This is a genomic window from Bacillus cereus group sp. BfR-BA-01311 (assembly GCF_022664295.1).
In the GTDB taxonomy this organism is placed as follows: Bacteria; Bacillota; Bacilli; order Bacillales; family Bacillaceae_G; genus Bacillus_A; species Bacillus_A cereus.
In genome coordinates this window covers 394,227-418,449 of sequence record NZ_JAKUHC010000004.1, presented here as the reverse complement: position 1 = coordinate 418,449, position 24,223 = coordinate 394,227, and the positions used below count along the sequence as shown (strand labels likewise).

The window sequence follows — 24,223 nt, the reverse complement described above, 5'->3', positions numbered from 1 at the left end:
AGATGAGACTAAAAAGTGCTCTTATGGCCCTGAAAAATAGATTGTTCATTTCCATATTTCTCTTAATACAATTCACGTTTGGATTAGCGGCAATAACCCTTTCAATTAATACACTTTATAATTTTTACTATCTTGGAAACAGTACCAACTCGTTGCTAGATTTAGAAAGTACATATTTTATCACTTATGATGAGATGACTACTGATAGGTTGAAGGCAGATCAATTTAATAAAGGGCAAATCGAAGAAGTTTATAAAAAAATGCAGCAAAATAAAGACGTGATTTCGTATGGTACATACGAACAGAGCATAATCGAACTAGAATCAAGCAATCGACCGCTCCAGGAAAGTATGTTAGACGAATTGAAAAATAAAACTTTTCGCGATAAAAACCCTACTATTCGTATAATTACAATAGATGAACATTATTATAAATTACTGAATGTACCTATAAAAACTGGAACAGGCTTTTCGTATCAAGACTTCCAAAAAAATAGTGAAGATAAAACGAATGTTTTGGTAGGTGCTTACTTTAAGAAATATTTTCAAATAGGGGATACAATCAATAATCAATATACGATTATTGGATTTTTACCGGAAAATAAATTCATTATAGATGGTAACGGAGCGAATATATACCAGAAATTAGACAAGGCTATGTTATCACCCATGCCAATTGATAGATATGAACATTATGAAATAATGTTTTCAAGATTACACTATAGTACAATTATGAATTTAAAAAAAGATGCCGATGTAATCAAACTACAAGAAATGATTCAACTGAAGGGAAGTGACGTTACGTTATACTTAAAAAATTTAGGAGAAGAAATAAATGAAGCCGTTACTAGTAGTATTGATACGGAAAATATCGATCTTATAGTAGGAAGTCTATTTATGTTATTTATAATAGCGGGAATTGTCGTAACGACAATTGTTTCCATCATAATGAGACAGAGGAAATTTGGTATTAAGATGGTCCTTGGAGAAAGTAAGTTTGGGATGTTCATTCAAATTGTATTAGAAAACATATGTATTGCGATAGTTGGTATGTTTTTATCCGTAGTCTATTTTTTATGGAGATATGAGGCTCATCTACAAGCTTCGAAGGACTTTGATATGGTGTCTGTACGCGAAATAAATTTAAATATGCCTATTTTATTATTTGTATTCCTATTCTTATTAGTGAGCATCATTATTTCAAATCTCATTGTCTTCTTATTTATTAGAAAGCTTGAATCGAAAACATTAATAGGTGGGATGGAATAATGGGGTTAATTGAACTAAAAGATATTAAGAAGGTGTATAGTGATAAGAATCACAATACGTTTGCGTTAAACGGTATAAATTTAACGATAAATAAGGGCGAAATGATAGCGATAATGGGTCGATCAGGCTCGGGGAAAAGTACGCTATTAAATGTTATAGGGTTAATTGATTTGCCAAATGAGGATGAATATACGTTAAATGGAAAATCATTAACTGAAACTAGAGCTAATAAAGTTCATAAAACAAGGAAAATGATTCTAGTAAGTAAAAGTAAGGTGTAGCTTGTACTTAAAATAGTTATCATATTGGAAAAAAGAACCCTCCTAAAAGTGTTCTAGGAGGGTTCTTTTTGTTGGGAGGAGGTAAAAATATGGAAAGTAAACAAAGGGGAAGTGGGTAATTACGACGCATTTATAAAATGCAGAGTTATATAGAATTACGCATAAATGATTCACTTTCAATTGAAGAGTTAGCGGATGTAGCAGAATTTTCGAAGTATCATGTTTATAGAATGTTTAAAGGAATAGTAGATGAACCGTTATCTGGGTATGTAAATCGATTAAAACGAGAAAGGGAAACAAATCTTATTACATATCGCTCGGATATGACGATTACTAACATAAGTTACCATTATATTTTTGCAGATTCAGCAGTTTTCTCCCACGCATTTAAAAACTATTACATAGTGAGTCGATTTCCATATCGAAACCAAGATACTTTTCTCCCACGTCTAAAGCCGGACTAAAGTCCTACGGGTACTTTATCATATCGTAAACAGTATAAGAGGAAATTCCCAATACGATGAGTGAAGGAAAAGAAATTCTATCAAAATCATGGCTAAAAGTATCGACAGAAATGATCCCAAATCAATATGGTTACTTATGTTGGTTACGAGAAGTAGAGGGTGTTTATTTATATTGTGAAATGGGCGAAGGTCGGAATATGAATTGTTGCGTACCAGAGAAAGAACGGTGAGGATGGTTGCTTCTGAGGTTATTCCAAATACAGGTGGGATGGTTTTTCGAGTTTAATAATAACTTTTTGTTTAATGACGGAAAGTTAGGGGGAATGTAAGTTTATTGTTAATAAATGTAAATATTAGGTTTTTTTGATATTTCATTATTTTCTTTATGTATAATGAGGACAAGGCCTAAAAATACTTAAATATTTAAGTGAATATTTTAAAAGGGGAGATTAAGGAGATATGAAAAGCTTACTTCAAAAAACTTTAGCTGTTACAGGACTAACTGCTTCTTTATTAGGTATGGTTTCTTCCGTTTCATTTGCTTCGATCAGTTGGGATAATAGAGCAAGTTGGTCAGGAGCCGGATCAAAAGCTACGGCAACTGCCTACACTGCAAAATCAAATGAACCTCTTATGTACAAAATGACTGTAACAGCTAAATTTAGTGATGGCTCTTTTAAAAAAGAAGAAGTGGATGATGCACGAATTACAGATCGTATAGATGTTTTTCTTCCATCCAAAGGGAAAGTGAATGGTGGTTATTCGACTCATGAATGGTCAGTCGTAGGGGATGATAGTGCGTTCGCCTATAAGGAAATGGTAATTAAATAAAAATCAACAAAAACCGTGAAAAAGGATATATACTTTTTTCACGGTTTTTAAAATAAGGAGGATATATGAATCTAGTATTAAAAGAAATAGTGGTGAACAAAGCGATATTCATTATGTTATTTATTGCGTTTGTATTGACAATATGGCCGATACTTATCGCAATGTCGACGAAAGATTATTATGATGAGAGATTTTATGATAGTAAAAATGGTTATTTTAATTATTACTATTCCGTTCAACTTACTAATATGGGGGAATTCAATTTCAAACAATTTCAGACGTTAGTAGAATCTGATTTTAAAAATGCTAGTGTTATTACAAATGATATTCGTATTACTATTCCAGATATCGGGCGGATAACAATGAATGGTCTCATTAATAAAAATTGGTCTCCACCATTGCTAAAAGGTTCTCAGGTGGAGCAACATGAAGAAAATAGTGTAATAGTGGGGAAGAAAATTTATAAAAATACGGAAACAATAAAACTATTTAATAAGGAATATACAGTTAAAGGCGTAGCAGGAGTGAATACCGAATATGAGTATGATATGAAAATTTATGTCTCTTTATATGACATGCCAGATGAAGTGAAACAAAAGATACAAAATGAAAAGACATTCCAAATGATCGTTCGTTCTAATGAAAACCCTAAAGAAGAGATAGAAACTTTCATACAGCATTTAAAGCAGCACAATAAAGATATAAATGCCAAAGTGATTAGTGAAAAAGAGAACTATGAGAAAGAAAAAAACTCTAGTGAAGCCGTAGAAGAGTTACTCAGTTTTCCATATAGGCTTTTATGTATAGCTTTCATTACCAGTATAATAGTCAGTTATTATTGGATTTATACGAAGAAAAAGAGCCTGTCGTTAAGGAAGGCTTTGGGAGCAAGTAATGTAAATCTTTTTATTTTTATATTTGGTCAATTATTTTTATGTGCAATCGCTGCATCAACCTGTGTAATATGCATACAATGGATTTTTAGCACTTTGAGTGAAAATATTGTAGAGTTTACAAGTTATAGCATTAGTTTACAGTCTACTCATATTGTAATGTGTGTATTTTTTTCACTTACTATAGCTTTTATCCTCTCTGTAATACCATTTGTATATGTGCTTAAAAGTGAACCTGCTAAAGCATTAAAGGAGTAAAAATGATGAGAATAAAAAGTGCGTTCCTAGCATTAAAAAAGAGATTTCTATTTTCGGTACTTCTTCTAATACAGATTACATTTGGATTAGCAACTATAACGAGTTCAATTAATGTATTTTATAACTTACACCATCTAAACGATAAATCCAGCTCAGTATTAAATGTGGATAAAACATATTTAATTAATTTTGAAACGACGGCAGATAGGTTACAAAGCAAAAAATTTAATAAAGAACAAATTCAAGAAGTTTATAAAACGATTCAACAAAATAAAGATGTGATTTCGTATGGTACATATGAACAGAGAGTTATTGAAATAGAATCAAGTAATAGACCACTTCAAACCAGTATGATTACTGATTTGAAACATAAAACGTTTCGCGATGACAGACCTACTATTAAAACAATTTTTGTGGATGAAAATTACTATAAAATGTTACATTTACCTTTAAAATCTGAAGAAGGTTTCTTACATGAAGATTTTAAAAAAAATAGTGAAGAGAAAACAAAAGTTTTAATGGGTTCTTACTTTAAGAAATATTTTCAAGTTGGGGATACAATTAATAATCAATATACAATTATAGGATTTTTGCCGGAGAATAAATTTATCGTAAATAATAATAATCCGTTGAACGCATATTTGAAGTTGGATTATGCAATGATAATGCCTATGTCATCTAATAGATACGAAAAATATGAAGCGATGTTTTTAAGACTACATCAAAGTACAGTTTTATATTTACGAAAAGATGCAGATGTAAAGAAACTAGAAGAATCAATTCAACTTAAAGGAAACGATGGTACGTTTTATTTGAAAAGTTTAGGTAATGAAATAAATGAAGGGGTTACTCTTGATAGCTATTCTGAAATACCTCAACTTATAGTCGGAATCTTATTTGTTTTATTCTCAATCGTCGGAATTGTAGTAACGACTATTATTTCTATCTTGATGAGAAAGCGGGAATTTGGTATAAAAATAGCTTTTGGTGAAAGTAAATTTGGAATGTTTATTCAAATTGTTTTAGAAAACATTATTGTAGCAATAGTTGGCTTAGGGATGTCACTAGTTTACTTTTCATGGAGATATGGGGCTCTATTGCAAATGTCAAAGGATATAAAAACAGCAACGGTATTAGACTTTAAATTGGATATGCCTATATTATTTTTAGTATTTCTTTTCTTATTAATGATCATCATTGTCTCGAATGTAATTGTCTTCTTATATATTAGAAAGCTTGAACCGAAAACATTAATAGGTGGGATGGAATAATGAGTTTAATTGAATTGAAAGACATTAAGAAGGTGTATAGTAACAAGAACCATAATACGTTCGCGTTAAACGGTATAAATTTAACGATAAATAAGGGCGAAATTATAGCGGTAATGGGGCGATCAGGCTCAGGGAAGAGTACATTACTAAATGTTATCGGGCTAATTGATATGCCAAATGAGGGTGAATATACGTTAAATGGAAAATCATTAACTGAAATTAGAGCAAATAAAGTTCATAGGACAAGAAATGAAATGATCGGATTTATTTTTCAATATTTTGCATTGTTAAAAGAACATACTGTACTAGATAATGTAGTGCTACCACTCACATATAGAAAGTTAAAGCAACGGGAAAGAAAAAATAAGGCGAAGTTCTATTTAGAAAAAGTAGGTTTAAAAGAACATATGCATAAAACACCTGACGAGCTATCAGGTGGACAACAGCAGCGAGTCGCAATTGCAAGAGCGTTAGTAGGTGAACCAGAATTAATATTGGCTGACGAACCGACCGGGAATTTAGATAGAAAAACAGGAGAAGAAATTATGAATTTGTTATTACAACTGAATGAAGAAGGACGAACAATTATTATTGTAACCCATGATATAGAAGTAGCGAATAAGTGTAATAGAATTATTGAGTTAGTTGATGGGGAAGTTGTGCGGAGTTAGTAATTTAACAATTATATCTAATTTAAGAATCCGTATTGATTAATTTTTCAAGATGGATCCTTTTTATTTGTAGGATTAAAGTAAAATAAAAAATCCCCCCCGTAACTTTTTATGATAGAAATTCGTTTAACAAAAGAAACGATTTTTAATGATGAATGGGGGAGAACCATGAAAATGTTAATACTAGGTGGTACACGATTTTTGGGAAGAGCTGTGGTAGAAGAGGCTTTGAACAGAGGGCATGAAGTTACATTATTTAACCGCGGAACAAACAAAGAAGTTTTTCCTGAAGTGGAGCAGCTGATCGGTGACAGAAATGGTGATGTATCAAGCTTAGAAAATCGAAAATGGGATGTCGTCGTGGATACATGTGGGTTTTCTCCGCATCACATTCGGAATATTGGAGATGTCTTAAAAGATAATATAAAACATTATATATTCATCTCAAGTCTTTCCGTATATAAAGATTGGATTCCGCATGGCATAAAAGAAGACTATATATTACAACCTGAACCAATGGAAGAGCAAATAAAGGCTGTAGAGAATGGTGAAATATCTCCTTATGAGCATTATGGTGCGCTGAAAGTATTATGTGAAAAAGAAGCAGAGAAGTTTTGGCCGGGGCGTGTTTTACACGTAAGAGCAGGACTTCTTTCAGGAATGTTCGATTATACAGATCGACTTCCATACTGGATTCAGCGTGTAGCAAAAGGAGGAGAAGTGTTAGTTCCAGGAAGAAAAGATCGTCCAGTGCAATTAGTTGATATCAAAGATGTCGCAAACTGGGGACTAAACATGGCAGAAAATAATAAAGCAGGAACATTTAATATAACAGGTCCAAATGATAAATTGACGATGGAAGAGCTATTAAATACGTGTAAAAAGGTTACGAATAGTGATGCTGCATTCATTTGGGTAGATGAGTCATTTATGAAGAAACAAAAAGTAGAGCCTTGGACAGAGATGCCTTTATGGATTCCGGAAACTTTTCCATTAGATGGTGAGACGAAGCCGTGGAAAGGCGGGTTTTCTATTAGTGTCGAGAATGCTGTGAAAGAAGGGCTTACTTTTAGAAGAATAGAAGAGACAGTTACAGACGTGTATGAGTGGATGAAGAGCACAGACGAATGGGAATTAAAAGCAGGTATTTCAGGCGAGAGGGAGAAGAAATTGTTAGAAAGATGGTATCAATAAATTTAGCGGAGTTCTTTGAATATGCTTGATTGCACATAAGGAGGAAAAGGTGATGTGGAAAGACACCATTCACAGTATCTCATCAAATTTAAGCTTGAAAAACCCAGCTACGAAGGATGAACTTACTGATATACAACAATGTATACATGTGGAGTTACCGAATGATTTATATCAATTATTACAGGAAACAAACGGTATAGAAGGTGAATACGGCGACTTTATATGGTCTGCTTCAAAAATTAAAACTGAAAATATGAATATGAGAAATATAGTTGATTTTAAGGATTTATACATGCCTTTTGACTGTTTATTATTTTTTACTGATGGGGGAAATGGTGATTTGTTTCGCTATTCCATTTTGAATGGAAAAGTACAAAGAGATGATATATATGTATGGAACCATGAAAATGATAGTAGAACGTGGGTTGCTCCTTCTTTAAAGACTTTTATGGAGTGGTGGGAGAGTGGAAAGATAATAATTTAAATATAGTATCAAAAAAAGTGCCTTGTTACTAAAGAAACAAGGCACTTTTTCACGAATAATTAATCTACCACTCAATTGGTTCTTCTCCGTACATCTCCCATAGCTTAGGAAACATCTTTTTTAAACCTTCCTCATCGTCTTCATCCCAATCTAACTCGATATCAACTTCCTCAAACTCTTCATTTGTTAAGACATGGTATAGTGTAAAGTAAGTATCATCTTCATCCCCAGTCTTCTCCATGTAAACTTCTTGCCCGAAATATAGAGTAAGTTCTTCAATCTCTGGGACGTCATACTGACTCAAATTTTCTAATACAGGAATTAATCGTTCTGGATCTTCAATACAAGCTTCGTATGTCTCTTTTCCTTGATATAATAACCATCCGCGGAAGTAATCGAAAGTATCATCTGAACAGCCACCCATAATAATATAGGCTGCTGCCCATAAACGGGAGGTATAGGAGTCTTTCAAAAGGCGATGCATATGCGTATCAAAAGCTACAATTTCATGTACTGTACGTTTAGCAAGGTGAGAAGTAAGCCATTCTATTTGTTCTTCTTGGTCCTCACCTTTCGTTTTTGCACGATGAAGTAGCTCCCAAAATTCTTCTTCGGTTATCGTTTTTTCTTTTATGTAATCTTCCCCAGGCAACGGGTCTGTATATCCTTTTTTACGTTTGGAAGCAACTAGTTTATTAGCTTCATTCATACATTCTTCTTCTGTTTCAAACTCTTTCGCTTTCACACTGCCAGCTGTGCCAATTTTTCCGTAAAACACAACATAGTCTTTTTCTTTCACAACGATTTTCCAAAACTTATTTGATTTCTCAGTTTGCTGGATTAATAACGTTTCCATCCGTACCCCCATAATGTTTTCTAGTGTGCAATATGATTGTAACATATGTATATACACTTGTAATGATGAAAAATAATAGTTTAGAAAATTCAAAAACCATTGAATGGAGTGGATAAATTTAGTAACCTTATTTGTACAGTAATTACATAATTGTTTTGTAATAATTCGATATTTATATAAGGGGGCGTTACGGATGGATCTTACGTTTAAAGTTGAGGAAACATGTTTTAATTACCGAGTCGGAGCAATTTGTAAACAGGATAATAAAATACTTATTCTGCAAGGTGACGGTGAAGATTTTTGGTACGTACCGGGCGGAAGAGTGAAAATGTTAGAAAACAGTGAGGATGCGTTACAACGGGAACTTGCAGAAGAACTAGCTGCTCCTATTAAAGGGAAGAGATTAATATGGTCAGTAGAAAATTTCTTTACACTTTCTGAGCAAAAGTTTCATGAGATTAGTTTTTATTATGAAGTAGAGCTACATGAATTACCTGCAAATGGAGCGGATCAATATATTTTGGAAGAAGAGGATAGAACATATTTGTTTAAGTGGGTGCCGGTAGAAGAGTTACATGCATATAATTTACAGCCTGCATTTATAAAAGAGAAAGTAAAGAATATAGCAGTTCATACAGAACATATCATTTTACAAGATTAAATGTATTCGGAGGAGAAAAGGATGAAGGGGATTAAAAAAGAGATACATATAAATGACAAAGTAATTTATTACACACATATCGAAAAAGGTTCTAGTACCGTTTGCTTTATGTTTTCAGGTTCAGGATACAATTATGATAAGCCGTTATTTTATTACGCGACGATGCTTATGCTTGAACAGAAAATTGATGTTGTACATATTCATTATTCTTACGACGAACAAGTAATGAATAAACCAATGGAAGAAGTAACAAAAATAATGATGGATGATATGAATCCTGTAATGAAGGAAGTATTAAAAGCTGAGCAATACAACGATACTATATTTTTAGGGAAGTCACTCGGAACAATTCCAATTGCGAATGATTTAATGAAGAGAGAAGAGTTTTTACAGTCGAAAATGATATTACTGACACCGTTACTGACGTTTGATACGATTTTTGATTCTATCTTGCATAGTAATCACGAAGGGTTTTTAGTTATTGGGGATAAAGATCACCAATACAATGCAGATCAAATTGATCAGTTACATAAAACAAATTTAACGATTGATGTTGTTAAAAACGTAAATCATTCTGTAAATGTTGGGGGATATGAAACGGAAAATTCAATTGAGGCTATAGCGAAAATAATAGGAAAACTTAAAGAAGTTGTTAGGACAAACTAACCTATTAATACATGCAAGAGAGGTGCGAATTGCACCTCTTTTACTTTAATAAGCCTTCAACACATGAAGCAAATAATCTTTCCGGTTCAGCGGATTATAATCAACACGTTTTCGAGTAGGGAAGGGAGCCATAAGCTTTGTGAAACCAGCTGGCTTCGTTGTAAATATGCCTTCTCCTTCTGTAAATGAATGAAGCATGCGTTTAAAATTCTCTGTTTTCGCAACAGGTAATGATCCTGTTAATTGGTAAGAATCATTATATAATATAGGCTCTGCAAAAGTTGCTGGAACGGCAGCGAGCTTATACATTGCGGTACTAATTGCCTGCTCCGGTACAGTTAATTCAAACTTATTTACTGGTTCATATACATATGTTTCAGCTTGCTTTAAAGCATCCATTAATACGATCGGTGTTAAATTTCTAAAGTCACTCGCTGTTGTAACAGGACTAGCATAATCAGTATGTGTTAACGTGACCATAACATCTGTAACTTCCCAACCATATAAACCTTGTTTTAACGTTTGAAATACTGTATCTTCAATTGCTTTATGAAATGCTAAAGGCAATGAACCAAGCTCAACACCTAATTTATACGTTATGCCAGAGTTAAGTTCACCACGTTCAATTTTAAAACCAATTGTTGCGTAAAATGGATTCGCTTTTTCACCCATGACTTCAACGGAATTCCCAATGCCAATTGGCTTTTCAATACATACAACTCGCGTATTTGAGAAAGTAACCTGTAAGTTATATTTCTCATAAAGTGTTGTTTCGATAACCTCTTTTTGTACTTCACCGAAAAGGCGAATATAAAGTTCATTATGAACATCATCTTTCCACACTTTAATGAGTGAATCTTCTTCACAGAGTTCCATAAGTGCAGCGTATAAATCATGAATTCGCTCTTTAGGTACCGCATCAATCGCTGCTTCCATTTGTGGTTCGGCAAAGTGAATATCTTTTATATAATCCGTACGTTCACCGATAATATCACCAATTTTTATATCATTCAGTCCCCACACTTTGCAAAATTCGCCACTAGGAACGGTAGAAGTTTGAACAGCATTTCCGTTATGAAACATGCACATTTTTTTAATCTTTTCCCTATGTGGTAGAGACTCATCGCGCTGTATATCAACATATTTTCTAACATGTAAGCTACCTGAAAAAACTCTTATATAAGCAACCTTTTCTCCAGAAGGTTCACGTTCAATTTTAAAAACAACACCGGATAATGGTTCCTCTTGTGCCGATGTAAGAGCTGGAATGAGAGCCGGAAGTTTTTCAAGAAGTTCTGTTACGCCCATACCAGTCATTGCTGAACCGAAAAAGATTGGATACACATTCGCTTGCTGTATTTGCTGTTCTAGTTTTTCTCTTAATAGTGCGTCCGGTATTATTTCGTTATTTACATATGATTCAAGTAATGATTCATTAAATGGTGCTAACAGTTCCATACAATCGTCATATGATTTGTATTCAATGATCCGGGCTTCTTTCGTTCCTTCGTTTAGAACAGAATAGAAGGGGAATGCTTCATTTGAAAGAACCTCTTTTATTTGTTTCATAACTTTTTCATTGTTTGCGCCACTACGATCAATTTTATTAACGAATAAAATAGTCGGTATGTTTAGTTTCTGTAATGTTCGCATTAAAATTTTTGTTTGTGCTTGCACACCTTCAACGGCAGAGATAACTAAAATCGAACCGTCTAGAACGCGGAATGATCGCTCCACTTCAGCGATAAAATCAGCGTGTCCAGGTGTATCAATGACATTTACTTTTACAGCATCAATAAAGAAAGAAACGACAGATGCTTTAATCGTAATTCCGCGTTGTCTTTCTAATTCCATTGAGTCAGTTTGTGTATTACCACTATCTACTCGGCCAATTTCTTTAATCACATTCGTTTCATAAAGAATACGCTCAGTCAAACTCGTCTTGCCAGCGTCTACGTGCGCGACAATCCCTATATTTATTGTTGTCATTTGTGAATATCCTCATTTCATTTTCCATTTTCAATTCCTCATTTCTATTTGTATATTGCCGCATTATCAATCACTCTCCAGTTCTTTAAATTAGTATTATTATAGTGCAATTAACATTATTTGTAACGCTACAAAGCGCCTTAATTTGGAAAAAATAAAATGAAAACAAAATGCTTGCATTCTAAATCGATATAGATTATATTAATTGACATATCAACTATTGATACATCAAATGTTTTTATTTTGATTGTAAAGGAGGGTTAATTTGACAAGTTCATGCTCAAAAGAAGCGATTATTTTATATAAATTACACTTTCTAAATAAAGAAGTAAGTTCGAAATTTGAAGGGTGTACGGGTATGAGCCAGTCTCGATTAGAGCTTATACTTCAATTATTTGAAGTAGGTGAAATTAGTCAAAAAGCACTTCAGCAAGAAGTGAATATTGATAATGCTGCGATAACAAGGCATTTAAAGCAGCTTGAGGCCAATGAAATGATTGTAAGACGTAAAAATCCAGATGATAACAGAATTACGTTAGTTTCTCTTACTGAAGAGGGGCGAAATAAAATTCAGGCGTTTCAAGAAGAAAAAGAACGTTTTGCAGCATCTGCATTTAAAGGATTAAGTGAGGAAGAACGCGATAATCTTTTAAATATGTTAAATCACATTCAAGAAAATATAAAAGAATTATAAAAAAGGGAGAATACAACTATGACTAACTCAGTAAAAACAAATGATTTTAACGAAATTTTAACAGGACGTCGTTCAATTCGTAAGTACGACCCTTCAGTGAAAATTAGCAAAGAAGAAATGACAGAAATTCTTACAGAAGCAACACTTGCACCATCTTCAGTAAACATGCAACCATGGAGATTCGTAGTGATTGAAAGTGACGAAGCGAAAGCAACACTTGCGCCACTTGCGAAATTCAATCAATCTCAAGTAGAAACGTCTTCAGCAATGATTGCTTTATTTGGTGATTTAAACAACTTTGATAACGCAGAAGAAATTTACGGTACAGCAGTAGAGCGTGGACTTATGCCAGCAGAAGTAAAAGAAGATCAAATGAAAAAACTTTCAGCTTACTTCTCTATGGTTACACCAGAAGTAATGAAAGATACGGTATTAATTGACGGTGGTCTTGTAGCAATGCAATTTATGCTAGCAGCTCGTGCGCACGGTTATGACACTTGTCCAATTGGTGGATTTGAGAAAGATCAAATCGCAGAAGCATTTGGACTAGATAAAGAAAGCTACGTACCAGTTATGTTAATTTCAATCGGGAAAGCTGCAGACAGTGGTTACCAATCAGTACGTCTTCCAATTGAAAAAGTTGCAGAGTGGAAATAATTTTATAAAAGAACTTCAATAAGTGAAAGATGAGAGGGGAAGCACCATGATTATTATTCACGCAATATTTCAAGTAGACCCAGCAAAACAACAAGCATTTTTAGAAGAAATTCAGCCACTCATTCATGGTTCAAGAGAAGAAAGTGGCAATGTATCTTATGACTTATATAAAGATACAGAAAAAGAAAGTGTTTATACGATGGTAGAAGTATGGAAAGATGAAGCAGCAGTTGCGAGCCATAATACGAGTGAACACTTCACATCTTTCGTTAGTAAAGCAGCACAATTTTTAACTGCTCCTCTTGATATAAAAGCTTATAATGGAGAGTTAGTAAAATAATAAGGTAGAAAAAGATGACTTTAGCATATGGCTGAAGTCATCTTTTTTGTATAAGTAGAATCCATTTTGGACTCAGTTATGTTGATAGATAAGCGTTGCTCGTATCCTCAGTAACAGTGCTGAATTGTATGTTAAATTCGAACATTCGGTTTATTGGGATATTTTTCCGTGGTATAATTTTCTTGTAAATAAAAGGTAGAGAGGAGCAAGTAATGGGAGAATTTCAAAGTAATTTGCATACGGCAACGCAACTTGCAACGAAAATGAGAAATGCTTCAGATAGAATGAAAAGTGCTACTAGTCGCTCTATAAATAAGGCAACGCGTACTACACTATCTGTGAACTTCAAGGCACAAGAAGCAAATCAACAAAATTTACAGATCACGAAACAATTTTGTACTGCTTTTCAACAAACAATTGATAATATCCATTCCGTAGCAAATGAATTTGAGAAAATGGATACAGGACTTCAAAAGACTTTTCAATAATGTAACAACCTACGTAAAGGGGAAAAGGTAGGGGGAAAAGATGAGTCAAGGAATTGAAACGAGAATCAATCAATGTAATCAAAAATTACGAATTATATTTGAAGAACAAAATGAAAACCGAATCGCGCTGCAAAATCAAGAACGAGCTGAGGCTAGTTTTCATGAATGGAAAAATAGAAGTAATCGTTTATTTAACCGAATACTAGAAACTTGGCACGGCGACAAAGAAGTGTTTCACCTTTTTACGAATATGCGGCAAGAAATCGGACAGTATGAAAGAAAACTTACATTCGAATTAGAAAATGAAAAAGAGACGTTGCTTAAAGAAAAACGGCATCTCAGTGAGAAAGAAAACGACCTTTCCTATGAACAGCAGCAACTACAAAGGGAGGCCAATACATGAGTTTAAACATGTATTTGGGAGAAGTACAAAGTCAAACTCAAAGTATGAACGCTATATGTAATGCTACGATTCAAAGTATGGAACAAGTCATTCAATCTATTGATGCCTTTGCGATAGACACAGTATTACAAGGACAAACATACAGTAGTGCAAAATCCTACCTTGTCCAAACATTTCGGCCATTAGCGCAAGGAATTATATGCTTATGTGAAGAATTAATTCGCCAAAACGAAGCATTTCCAAATGAGTTCCAAGCGAAAGTTGCTTCGACAGATGTGATTGAACAAGAAATAAGAGAACAAATAAGGGGAATTAATCAATCGATTACAAGTATAGAAGCAATAGAAGTACTTACACCAATGCCCGGAGTAGGTGCAATTGTAACGGTATTAGGTACAATGAGAAAAAAACTGGAAGAAAAACTAGAGCATTTATATGAATTCAATCATTCATCCAGCAACAACTACAGCACCGCTCTCCAATTAGCAGCTAGCATCACAGCCGGACTCGCTGAAGTGCAAAGTGGGAAAGGATTTAGTCCTGTGAGTGGTACGTTTAGTACACAAGGGTTGAATATGGATTGGGTGAGTTCGATTCAGGGGATTATAGAAGAAACAGCTCGAAAAAATGATCAGTCAATTAATGATATAGAAACAAATAACATAATTGAGAAGAAATCTCCGGTTAGAAATGCTTGGGACGATGCGACAGACAGTATAGTTGGCACGTTTGAAACAGCGAAAAAGATGTGGGAAGCTATTCAAAGAGGATCGGGGAAAGCTATTGGTGATGAAATCGAGTCCGCAATAGCTTTAAGTAATATGGACATAGGAACTTTTATTAATGTAACCTATGCACTTTTCCATTTGGATGAAACTGCAAAAAATATGTGGCATGCATTTTCAAATAAAATAAAACGAGATATGATAGAGGGAGATGCAGAGAGTCGTACAGAATTGACTACCTATGGATTAACACAAGTAGCTACCACAATATTAGGCGATAGGGCACTAAATAAAGTAGGCCATATCACAAAAGGAGCAAAAGCATCAAGTGGAGTAAGTACATTTGCTAATGCAGTAAAACTAGCAAAAGAATTGAAGCCTACGCTTGAAATGTTACAATCATTTAAGAGAGAGGCTTCCTATGCACTCTCTAGTGTTGGTGGAACTATTGTAACCAAAATACCTCAAGGCGAATTAATAGAAGCTTATTATAAGTTTGCGAAGTCTAAAGAAGGTGGTAAGGGTACGGGTGGATTCAGTAATGGAACTAGTCGGGCTAACAAGGTTAATATACCCGAAAGTAGCATTAAACATTCAAATGTAGGTGACTTTACAACACATCCTAAAACAGGAGATATTTCAAAAATGAAGGGTGGAGGACATGGACAAAGTAATATTGAATTTTTGGAAAAAAATAATGTAGATTATAATATAAATAAAGTATACGAAAACGGTGTTAGGGTAGGTAATGTGCCTGGACACAAGGTGAAAGCAAAAAGAACAGGTTCCAATCAATCATGGTTTCCAGATGCGACTAAACAACCGTAGATAGAGTTTGGAGGATTAATATGGATATAGCAAATAAAATGGAAGTTATATTAAATGAAAGAAAAAAATTAAATTTGAATGATGACTATGGGATACAAAAAAGTTGGAATGAAATAATAGAAGTTCTCTCAGAAAATGAGGAAAATACTATAAGATATTTAGAGAACTGTAGTAAAGAAGAGTTATATTGGATAAGTGAAGTTTTGGAAGATATAGTAGAAATTATACAAAGTAAAGAACTAATTAATTGCTTAAGAAAATTAGATGGAAAATTTCCAGAATTAGAAATGACAAATGATATTGATATTGCAGAAAGTTATATAGAAAATCCTTAAATTAAAGGAATAGTTGGTGTGCTTAATTATAGAACCATGGGATATAATGATACTTTCTTGAAATTCATAGATCATGATGGTTGTACCATCGTGGAGTACTGTGTGCAATGAGAGAATAGAAAAAGAATTACGAGCTTAGGCGAGATGACATTTTACTGTACGACGAATATTAAAGACTTGGAATGGGCAAAAATTTACAAATTTATGCTACTTAAAAACATATGAACTTAAAGCACTTGGTTGTCTATTTGAGACAATAAGTGCTTTTTTAATTGAAAGGTAAGCTATAAATTTATCAAAATTATTTTTATGAATTAAAGCTAACAGAATATGCACATAGGCTTCAATTGCAGGTATATAGTTTGTTTTTCAATGTCAAAAAACATTAAAAAAAACAGGGCAATATTATTAAATAGCCGGGTCCATTCTAGAAATGTTTGAAGGTATCTCGCTCATAGGCGGATCTAATTTCTTAACTATCGTGGCAGAAGTAGGAACTGGTGGGTTAGCATCACCAATTGTTATTCCATTAGATATAGCAGCAACAGCTACTGGGGCAAGTCTTTTTGTACATGGTGGATTTGTTTGGAATAAATCGATTCAAAATACTAAGGATACTATTCAAAAAATCCAGTCTTCTGGTGGGGGTGCGGCTAACGGTAAACCTAGCAGTAACAAAAATACAAATGTAGATAATTTTGATGCAAAAACAGCTACAAATAAGCAAAAAGGGAACTATGGTGAAATAAAATCTAGTGACAATTTATTGAATAATCAAAGTTTAAAAGAAGCTGGATTTGATTTAAAGCCAGTCGGAAAAAGTGCATCATCAGGCATAAATGATAAAATAGTAAAAGGGATTGATGGATTATACGAAAATGCAAATGCAGAATCAAAGATCAAATACGTTATAGATGAAGCTAAGTTTGGTAGTTCACAATTGGGGAAAACTAAAGATGGACGACAAATGTCAAATGATTGGTTGAATGGTGCGAAGACCCGAAAAAGTAGAATATTGAAGGCAGTTGATGGAGATGCAAAATTAGCATCAAAGATTACGAAAGCATTACAAGATCAGGAAGTTGAGAGAGTGTTATCAAAGGTTGATAGTAGTGGAAATGTGAAAACATTTAGAATAGATGCAAAGGGAGACATAATTGGAGAATGGCCATAATTTAAGGAACTAGGAGGAATTGAATAGTATGAGAGATCCTTTATGTATAGAAGAAAAATGTAGAGAAGGAATAGAATATAATAAAGAGTTTATTGAGGAAAATAGAGAGGAGATTAAAAGTTTTGAAGAAGATGAAAGGAATGGTATTCAAAGAAAGGCTAAAGATAATAAAAGTCTTATAGAAGGAAGGTATCTATTAAATTTTAATTATGAGTTAGAGGATATTAACGCAAAATATTCCCTAGGAGAAGCTATCCATACAATAGAAGGAGATTTTGACAAAGCTCTTATTGATTTGAGGCATATAGGGGAAAATGAAGTTGGATATTTAAATCTAATTTGGATGATATCTCTAGGGATTTTATTAGAAACAGATAAAAAGAATCTTGTAAGTTTAGCCAAGCTAGTTGAGAAGGAAAATATGAACGACGCAGTAATCGATTTCCTCTTATGCGCTAGTGATATCGGATACACAAAAGTGACGAATAGATATTATAAAGAAAATCCATATGCAAAAACGAGAGAGATTATAGAACTTGCACAAACAGATAAAAAAGAAGCATCTAAAAGATTACAAACGTACATGGAGAAAGAATGGTTTAAAGGCCATTATGATTATGAATGGAAAAATGCGCACAAAGAACCTGGATATGTGGGGTACTGGAGCTTTGAGACAGCTGCAATAGTAAAGATACTCGGACTTGATGATACAAGTTTAAAAGATAATAATCATTATCCATATGATTTGGCACATTATAAAAATGAAATGAAATTCAAGCATATAGACCTAGGTGAATATCACTATGAAGATGAGACAGAAGAAATCGAGGATATAGTAGAAGGAATTGAACATAATCCTGCATTGGAAAACATGATTCCGCCAAAATGGCATTCATTGGTCAATGAATTAATACATGATTATGAGAATATGAATGATAGTAGTTTTTATGAAAAATACAAAAAAACGATAGGAATAGGTCAAGTGTGGTTCTTACCACAAGAGTATGAAGAAGAAAATGAGCAAAAAAATCTATTAGGAAGTTTAATTGTGTTTGCCCTGACGGTAAGAGATTATATATTACAATTGGACTATAAAGAAGATTTAGAGGACTACATTGATAATCTTAAAAATTTCTGGAATGGATCAGAAACAAAGTTAATTCAATTTATTTTAGAGAATGATCAAAATTATTATGCATGGGTACCAAAAGAAGCAAACATCCCAAATATGTATGAAGTGAAGATAGAGAGTGTCGATGTAGAGGAAGTTCTATAACGAACAAATCGAAATGGTTTTTATTATATGTAATATTAGAATGCATTTTACTAGTTAATTGAAAACAATGTATGCGTGGGAGTAAAAAGGATGTATTGTTACTAAAAATTAGAGGGAAAGAAGGCTGTTGGATTGAGTTAAGCACCTCATTGTCAATATACGACAATAGGTGCTTTTTTGCGTGCAATGAAGAAAAAATAAAAGATTCATTTTCACTCTATTTCATCTTCGAATTACATGTTATAATTTGGAAAAAATATATTCTTAATTTTTAGATAATTAAAAGGTGGTAGATAATATATGAGTACATTAAAGAAAATTACTAATAATATTTCGAAGGTTATTATAGGAAAAGATGAATCGATAGAACTGGCAGCTATAGCTCTTATAGCAAGAGGACACATCTTATTAGAGGATGTACCTGGGACAGGAAAAACAACATTAGCGAAAAGTTTGGCTAAAAGTGTGGACGCTAAATTTCAAAGAATACAATTTACAGCGGATACTTTGCCTGGAGATGTTATTGGCCTTGAATATTTTGATGTGAAGGAATCGGATTTTAAAACGAGGTTAGGACCCATTTTTGCAAATATCGTATTAGTGGATGAAATTAATCGAGCTGTACCGAGAACACAATCTTCGTTACTTGAGGTTATGGAAGAGCGTACTGTTACAATTGCGAAACAGACACATTCATTACCAGACCCTTTTTTAGTTATAGCAACGCAAAATCCACTCGAATCAGCGGGCACATTTCCTTTACCAGATGCTCAGTTAGACCGGTTTTTACTCACAATACGCCAAGGTTATCCTACGAGAGAAGCTGAAAAGGAAATGATGAATCGGCTTCAAATGAATGATCCATTAGAAACGTTACATTCTATTATTTCAAGTGAAGAAATTATTACGATGCAAAAGCGTGCAAGAGAAGTGTTAGTAGGGAATGATGTGCAAGATTATCTCCTTGAAATTATTGAAGCAACTCGTAACCATGAGTTAATTGAAATTGGTGTAAGCCCTCGGGGAACGTTGGCATTTATGAGAGCAATTCAAGCACGGGCAATATTAAATGAAAGAGATTACTGTACGCCAGATGATATTAAGACGCTCGCTGCATCAGTTTGTGCTCATCGTTTAACGTTAACGATTGAGGGAGAGATGAAAACGACGAAAGAACAAATTATGAAAGAAATTCTTCATACGATTAGTGTGCCAGTGGAGAATGTACGATGAATCAACAGCTTGTGTATACACCTTTAGCGGAGCCTTTCGTAATGGGGGTTATGTCAGTTGTAGCCGTTATTTTAAGTGTATTTTCAAGTAATCTACTGTTTTTATCTCTCGTATTTTTATATGTAATTTTAATAGGTGCTATGCATGTATATATACGTAAAGTATCTCGTGTTGAATGGGAATACAGTCAAGGGAATTCGAATGTTTTTATAGGTGAAACGAATATGTGCAAAATGAAAATTTCAAACAAGTCGATATTTCCTATTCTTAATATCGTATTTAGATTTAAATGTGAAAATAAGCTAACTTGGAATCATGATGAAATAAACAAAAATCATAGTACAGGTTCAAATTATTATATGAATTTTAATTTAAAAGGAAGGGAGTCAGTTTCATTTGATTTGCAAGCTGTAGCGTTAAAAAGAGGCATCGCAAAATGGGAAGAAGTTGAAATTGTTATTACTGATCTCTTTGGATTTATAACGAACCATATAACATATAAACAAGTTGATACGCCCTCTTATTTAGTCTTACCAGCTGTTCCGAAAATACAAGTTCCTGAATTACAAGAATGGTCACGAGGATTTCGAAAAGCGATGTCTTCACTCTTATATGATGAAACGAAAGTAATGGGAGTAAAGTCTTATGAAAATGAAGATTTTCGTTCCATCCACTGGAGTGCAACAGCGAAAACAGGGACGATAATTGCGAAAAAGTATGAGCGAACACAATGTGATAAATACGCGATTTATCTCAACTTGCAAAATAAAAGTGGTGTTTCTTTGCGAAATGATATAGAGGAACTAATTGAATTAACAGCAGGTATATGCAAACAACTTCTTATGCAAAACTGTTCGTTTGAAGTATGGATCAATAGTGTAAAAGATAACGGTTTGCTACATATAAAAAATGGGGATAATCGGAAACATTTGCAAAATGTATTAAGGGTACTTGCCTCGATATCAGACCAAGATACGCCTATATCTTCTTCTTACTTTTACACAGCAGGCTTTCGTCGAAAGGAACTGGATGCGGTTCCTTTAATTATTGGTACTTCACCAAAGAAATACAGTAGAACGAATAAATGGATTGTAATGAAAGAATAAGAAGGGGCTTATGTCATGGGGAATAAAAAGCGGCATATGAAAGTGAAGTTATGGAGTGTAAGAACTTTAATCATACTTTTCTTTGCGATTAGTGCGATAACGTTATCACAAGGTGTTGTGTATGTACAAGACATAGTAAAAGAGCGTTTTTTCAGTAAGACTAAGACAATATCAGAAAGAAATTATGACTTTACTAGTATAGGTGAAAATTTTGATGATTCCAAAATAGATGAAGATGAATATGAAGAAGTAAAAGATACAGGTATAAGAACGAAAACGGGTAGAAAATTTCAACCTTTCGAAAGAGAAAGTCTATGGAGTGACGTGCTTTCTATTCTTTCAAATGTATGGATTACTATAGTTTTTTATGTGATAATCGCAATATCAATTATATATGCCATCTACAAGTATATTAGGAAAAAATTGACGAAAACAGAAATAGTACAGGAGAAAGAATCGATCACAAAGCAAACTGCGGTAAGAAGCATAAAGAATGAAAAAGTCATTCATCAGTTAGAACAGCCGTTACCGACAGATACGATAAGAAAAACGTTAGTTGAATGGGAAAGAACATTACCATTTCATGAACAGAGAAAATCCTATGAAACGATACAACAGTGGTTAAAAAGAATTTGTAGAACGAGAAATATTACTTCGTTATATGAGTCTGTTCGTTATGGAGAAAAGACGTATACGGAGTTAGATGTGGAAAAAATAATGAAGTGGGTAGAGGGAGATGGGAAGGTGGATACGTAAATATCCACCTTTATTTTTTGTAGAGAAATTTGATTATCATGAATCATTTTCATATATAAAACTGCCTTCAACTAAGAAAATGAAATTAACTGTAAATTAACTTTATTTACTTATACTTCATTACATGTTAACCTATACTTAATTTTTATAAATTATAATTAATTTTTGATTTTTTAAGGATGTGAAAATGTAATGAAATCGGTATTAAAAAGCATACTTATTTCCTTTGTTTTTTCAGCAGTAGGTATGTGTTGGTTACTGTACGTATTATTCAAAGGAGACGGAGACTGGTTATTGTCTTGGATAGGTGTATTAATGGCATATTTATCTTTATATACTTTAATAGATTTATATTGTAAAAATACATACGATAAAAAAATAAATAAATGGCTTATAAAAACATCGGTGACTAGTTTTAGTTTTGCTGTATTAGGAATCTCATTTTGTATCATACATGAGCTATTAACACCGTGGAGTCTTAGTTTAATGGTGTGGTATTGGTTGCTAATGTTAGTATTATTTTTAACAACTATAATATCATTAATCAGTTTAGTATTTGTTAATCGTAAAAATCACAATTTCACCGTTGGATATAGAATGCTCATACTTCTAAATGTATTTCTTACATTGGGACCAGTATTATGGCCGCTATTACTTTCTATTATTGGAAATGGTATGAATGCTAGTGCGGGCTGGTAAAAAGGAATATAAATTAGTTGTGTAAAGAATAGGATGAAAAGTTGATATAGAATTTTAAATGTTTAAGAGAACATGTTTACATAAAAAATGAAAACATGTTCTCTTTTTATTTGCATGCATAACTCTTCCTCAGTTTACCGTATTTAAATTTAAACGTAAGTATTTCGTAAGGAATGGATAAGAAAAAAGAGAGATTTATCATATAGGATGAAAGTATAGCTTGAATCAATTCGATATTAATGGAGGAGAGAAAGCCTTATGAAAAAATGTAATTCAATTAAGTTAGCAAGTTTTGCAGTTTTATTAGCGGGTACTGTTCTATTCACACCTGGTTTTACTGTGACTGCAGAGTCAACTCAAAATATTTCTAGTTCGTCACAAGTACATGATCAAAAGAATCGTAATGGCTGGAAACAAGTAATGCAGGAAACAGTACAGCTTGGTGCTGTAGGAATATTAGCTAAGGCGTCTAACAACGGAAAAACTAGTAGTTTTACTGCTGGCGTGGCGGACTTAAGTACAAAGAAACCGGTGAATTCGGATTATCGCTTTCGGATTGGTAGTGTGACGAAGACGTTTACTGCGACGACTGTGCTTCAATTAGTAGGAGAAAATCGCTTACAACTTGACGATCCAATTGAAAAGTGGCTACCAGGTCTCGTGCAAGGAAATGGGTATGATGGTAATCAAATTACGATACGCCAACTTTTGAATCATACGAGTGGTATAGCTGAATATTTAAAGTCAAAAGATGCTGACATAATGAATTCGAAAAAAACGTATACAGCAGAAGAAATAGTGAAAATAGGACTTGCGCTGCCTCCGGATTTTTCGCCAGGTAAAAGCTGGTCGTATTCAAACACAGGATACGTAATACTAGGAATGCTTATTGAAAAAATAACTGGAAATAGTTATGCGGAAGAAATCGAAAAGCGAATTATTGAACCTTTGGACCTATCAAATACGTTTTTACCAGGAAATTCACCCGTCATCCCAGGAAAGAATCATGCTCGTGGATATGTGAAAATGGAAGGAACAGGCGAGTTGAAAGACATTACGTATTATAATCCGAGTTTAGCTAATGCAGCTGGAGATATGATTTCTAATGCGGATGATTTAAATAAGTTCTTTTCATCTTTACTCGGTGGTAAGTTACTGAAAGAACGCGAGCTAAAAGAAATGCTTACTACAGTTCCTATAGAAGGAAAAGGCGTTGGTGACGCATACGGTCTTGGAATCTATGAGACTAAACTTCCAAACGGTGTTTCAGTTTGGGGGCATGGAGGAGGAATTCCTGGATTTACAACTTTTGCTGGGGGAGTAATTGGAGGCAAACATACATTGGCTATCAGTCTCAACTCTATAGGTGGGGTCGATATTGTTCCGCAGTTTAATAAAATGATGCAAATTGAATTTAATAAATAGATGAAAAGAAAATGAATAGAATTTTGTTATAGTTGTATTTAAAAGAGGTGCTTTTTTAAGTTCGCAACTATGGACAGTAGTTGCATTTATGATATGACATCAAGTGTATTCCAAAGTGAAAATCAATCTTAATGCTTACGACAAAATAAAAAAGGATGTCAGTTACATGACATTCTTTTTATTTTGGATAAAAGAGGTATGTATATAGTTCTGAAAATTGTTATTTTTGAAATTGTTCCATATAATGAAGGATATAGGGGCGCCAATTTGGGAGTTATGAATGGAAAATACTTTAGT

General features: G+C 33.5%; 23 protein-coding genes and 5 pseudogenes. 26 read left to right on the top strand and 2 right to left on the bottom strand.

Going from position 1 to position 24,223, the window contains the following annotated elements:
• The first annotated feature begins 2 nt into the window (after positions 1 to 2).
• The 10 genes and pseudogenes from MR136_RS12770 (at position 3) to MR136_RS12725 (ending at position 7,615) form a co-directional block, all read left to right on the top strand.
• On the top strand, positions 3 to 1,268 hold the full coding sequence (locus tag MR136_RS12770) for an ABC transporter permease (protein ID WP_078421516.1): 1,266 nt from the start codon (positions 3 to 5) through the stop codon (positions 1,266 to 1,268).
• A pseudogene (locus MR136_RS12765) lies at positions 1,268 to 1,528 on the top strand (ATP-binding cassette domain-containing protein); the annotation flags it as partial. The gene MR136_RS12770 and the pseudogene MR136_RS12765, both read left to right, overlap by 1 nt.
• A gap of 158 nt (positions 1,529 to 1,686) precedes the next feature.
• Positions 1,687 to 1,986, top strand: a pseudogene (locus MR136_RS12760) (helix-turn-helix domain-containing protein); the annotation flags it as partial.
• Positions 1,987 to 2,078: 92 nt separating this feature from the next.
• A pseudogene (locus MR136_RS12755) lies at positions 2,079 to 2,299 on the top strand (serine hydrolase domain-containing protein); the annotation flags it as partial.
• Positions 2,300 to 2,472: 173 nt separating this feature from the next.
• On the top strand, positions 2,473 to 2,844 hold the full coding sequence (locus MR136_RS12750; RefSeq protein ID WP_000838696.1) for a hypothetical protein: 372 nt from the start codon (positions 2,473 to 2,475) through the stop codon (positions 2,842 to 2,844).
• Positions 2,845 to 2,909: 65 nt separating this feature from the next.
• The gene (locus MR136_RS12745; protein ID WP_078421517.1) at positions 2,910 to 3,995 is read left to right on the top strand and encodes an FtsX-like permease family protein; all 1,086 of its coding nucleotides are present in this window, start codon (positions 2,910 to 2,912) and stop codon (positions 3,993 to 3,995) included.
• Positions 3,996 to 3,997: 2 nt separating this feature from the next.
• Positions 3,998 to 5,266, top strand: coding sequence for an ABC transporter permease (locus MR136_RS12740; protein WP_002178379.1), 1,269 nt, complete (start codon positions 3,998 to 4,000; stop codon positions 5,264 to 5,266).
• The gene (locus MR136_RS12735; RefSeq protein ID WP_078421518.1) at positions 5,266 to 5,937 is read left to right on the top strand and encodes an ABC transporter ATP-binding protein; all 672 of its coding nucleotides are present in this window, start codon (positions 5,266 to 5,268) and stop codon (positions 5,935 to 5,937) included. Before MR136_RS12740 ends, MR136_RS12735 begins: the two co-directional genes overlap by 1 nt.
• Before the next feature lie 168 nt (positions 5,938 to 6,105).
• The gene (locus tag MR136_RS12730; protein WP_078421519.1) at positions 6,106 to 7,131 is read left to right on the top strand and encodes an SDR family oxidoreductase; all 1,026 of its coding nucleotides are present in this window, start codon (positions 6,106 to 6,108) and stop codon (positions 7,129 to 7,131) included.
• A 52-nt stretch (positions 7,132 to 7,183) separates the two neighbouring features.
• Positions 7,184 to 7,615: an SMI1/KNR4 family protein gene (locus MR136_RS12725; protein ID WP_135277780.1), complete on the top strand. Its 432-nt coding sequence runs from the start codon at positions 7,184 to 7,186 to the stop codon at positions 7,613 to 7,615.
• Between the two features lie 64 nt (positions 7,616 to 7,679).
• Here MR136_RS12725 and MR136_RS12720 read toward each other — a convergent pair whose 3' ends face one another.
• Complete coding sequence (locus tag MR136_RS12720) at positions 7,680 to 8,471, bottom strand: DUF4240 domain-containing protein (RefSeq protein WP_078421521.1); 792 nt, start codon at positions 8,469 to 8,471, stop codon at positions 7,680 to 7,682.
• Positions 8,472 to 8,664: 193 nt separating this feature from the next.
• Here MR136_RS12720 and MR136_RS12715 point away from each other — a divergent pair, with 193 nt between their 5' ends.
• Positions 8,665 to 9,132, top strand: coding sequence for an NUDIX hydrolase (locus MR136_RS12715; RefSeq protein WP_000366244.1), 468 nt, complete (start codon positions 8,665 to 8,667; stop codon positions 9,130 to 9,132).
• Between the two features lie 21 nt (positions 9,133 to 9,153).
• Entirely contained in the window at positions 9,154 to 9,798 is a 645-nt protein-coding gene (locus tag MR136_RS12710) for an alpha/beta hydrolase (protein ID WP_078421522.1), read from the top strand.
• Between the two features lie 45 nt (positions 9,799 to 9,843).
• Here the strand turns inward: MR136_RS12710 and MR136_RS12705 are convergent, their stop codons facing one another.
• Positions 9,844 to 11,787: an elongation factor G gene (locus MR136_RS12705; RefSeq protein ID WP_078421523.1), complete on the bottom strand. Its 1,944-nt coding sequence runs from the start codon at positions 11,785 to 11,787 to the stop codon at positions 9,844 to 9,846.
• Positions 11,788 to 12,052: 265 nt separating this feature from the next.
• Here MR136_RS12705 and MR136_RS12700 point away from each other — a divergent pair, with 265 nt between their 5' ends.
• The 14 genes and pseudogenes from MR136_RS12700 (at position 12,053) to MR136_RS12635 (ending at position 23,926) form a co-directional block, all read left to right on the top strand.
• Positions 12,053 to 12,481, top strand: coding sequence for a MarR family winged helix-turn-helix transcriptional regulator (locus MR136_RS12700; protein ID WP_000204162.1), 429 nt, complete (start codon positions 12,053 to 12,055; stop codon positions 12,479 to 12,481).
• An 18-nt stretch (positions 12,482 to 12,499) separates the two neighbouring features.
• Positions 12,500 to 13,138: a nitroreductase family protein gene (locus tag MR136_RS12695; protein WP_000185393.1), complete on the top strand. Its 639-nt coding sequence runs from the start codon at positions 12,500 to 12,502 to the stop codon at positions 13,136 to 13,138.
• Positions 13,139 to 13,184: 46 nt separating this feature from the next.
• On the top strand, positions 13,185 to 13,478 hold the full coding sequence (locus MR136_RS12690) for a putative quinol monooxygenase (RefSeq protein ID WP_000583804.1): 294 nt from the start codon (positions 13,185 to 13,187) through the stop codon (positions 13,476 to 13,478).
• A 212-nt stretch (positions 13,479 to 13,690) separates the two neighbouring features.
• Positions 13,691 to 13,966 (top strand): TIGR04197 family type VII secretion effector, encoded by a 276-nt coding sequence (locus MR136_RS12685; protein WP_000503635.1) that lies wholly within the window; start codon positions 13,691 to 13,693, stop codon positions 13,964 to 13,966.
• A gap of 40 nt (positions 13,967 to 14,006) precedes the next feature.
• Positions 14,007 to 14,369, top strand: a complete 363-nt coding sequence (locus MR136_RS12680; protein ID WP_000077520.1) for a DUF3958 family protein — start codon at positions 14,007 to 14,009, stop codon at positions 14,367 to 14,369.
• Positions 14,366 to 15,625: pseudogene (locus tag MR136_RS12675) on the top strand (T7SS effector LXG polymorphic toxin); the annotation flags it as partial. The gene MR136_RS12680 and the pseudogene MR136_RS12675, both read left to right, overlap by 4 nt.
• Positions 15,626 to 15,942: 317 nt before the next feature.
• On the top strand, positions 15,943 to 16,257 hold the full coding sequence (locus tag MR136_RS12670; RefSeq protein ID WP_000350220.1) for a hypothetical protein: 315 nt from the start codon (positions 15,943 to 15,945) through the stop codon (positions 16,255 to 16,257).
• A 412-nt stretch (positions 16,258 to 16,669) separates the two neighbouring features.
• Positions 16,670 to 17,431, top strand: a pseudogene (locus MR136_RS12665) (hypothetical protein); the annotation flags it as partial.
• Positions 17,432 to 17,459: 28 nt separating this feature from the next.
• The gene (locus MR136_RS12660) at positions 17,460 to 18,707 is read left to right on the top strand and encodes a PoNi-like cognate immunity protein (protein ID WP_078421526.1); all 1,248 of its coding nucleotides are present in this window, start codon (positions 17,460 to 17,462) and stop codon (positions 18,705 to 18,707) included.
• Between the two features lie 300 nt (positions 18,708 to 19,007).
• The gene (locus MR136_RS12655) at positions 19,008 to 19,940 is read left to right on the top strand and encodes an AAA family ATPase (RefSeq protein WP_078421527.1); all 933 of its coding nucleotides are present in this window, start codon (positions 19,008 to 19,010) and stop codon (positions 19,938 to 19,940) included.
• On the top strand, positions 19,937 to 21,046 hold the full coding sequence (locus tag MR136_RS12650) for a DUF58 domain-containing protein (RefSeq protein WP_242259442.1): 1,110 nt from the start codon (positions 19,937 to 19,939) through the stop codon (positions 21,044 to 21,046). Before MR136_RS12655 ends, MR136_RS12650 begins: the two co-directional genes overlap by 4 nt.
• Positions 21,047 to 21,061: 15 nt before the next feature.
• Positions 21,062 to 21,802 carry a hypothetical protein gene (locus MR136_RS12645; protein ID WP_078421528.1) on the top strand — a complete coding sequence of 247 codons (741 nt, stop codon included), beginning with the start codon at positions 21,062 to 21,064 and terminating at the stop codon, positions 21,800 to 21,802.
• Between the two features lie 192 nt (positions 21,803 to 21,994).
• Entirely contained in the window at positions 21,995 to 22,501 is a 507-nt protein-coding gene (locus MR136_RS12640) for a DUF3902 family protein (RefSeq protein ID WP_000843839.1), read from the top strand.
• Positions 22,502 to 22,759: 258 nt separating this feature from the next.
• Positions 22,760 to 23,926, top strand: a complete 1,167-nt coding sequence (locus tag MR136_RS12635) for a serine hydrolase domain-containing protein (RefSeq protein WP_078421529.1) — start codon at positions 22,760 to 22,762, stop codon at positions 23,924 to 23,926.
• Positions 23,927 to 24,223: the final 297 nt, after the last annotated feature.